The 236-nt window shown below is 47.0% G+C and carries 1 pseudogene; it reads left to right on the top strand.

Annotated elements, in window-relative coordinates:
• Positions 1-2 precede the first annotated feature (2 nt).
• Positions 3-236 (top strand): annotated as a pseudogene (rsbS, locus tag R0K30_RS23495) (RsbT antagonist protein RsbS); the annotation flags it as partial.

Raw genomic sequence — 236 nt, 5'->3', positions numbered from 1 at the left:
CTTTGCATTTTCAAGAAGATCTGCTGAACAAAATCTATGAAACCGGCGCAAACGGGGTCGTCATTGACCTTACATCCGTTGACATGATCGATTCATTTATCGCGAAAGTGCTCGGCGATGTCATCACCATGTCTAAATTGATGGGCGCAAATGTCGTATTGACGGGAATTCAGCCGGCTGTGGCGGTCCCATTGATTGAACTCGGAATCTCACTTGAGGAAATTGAAACGGCGCTC

The sequence above is a fragment of the Bacillus sp. SIMBA_154 genome, assembly GCF_046536015.1.
GTDB classification, from domain to species: Bacteria; Bacillota; Bacilli; order Bacillales; family Bacillaceae; genus Bacillus; species Bacillus pumilus_P.
Note: the sequence above shows the minus strand (reverse complement) of the source record. Positions and strands in the feature narration are given on the sequence as shown.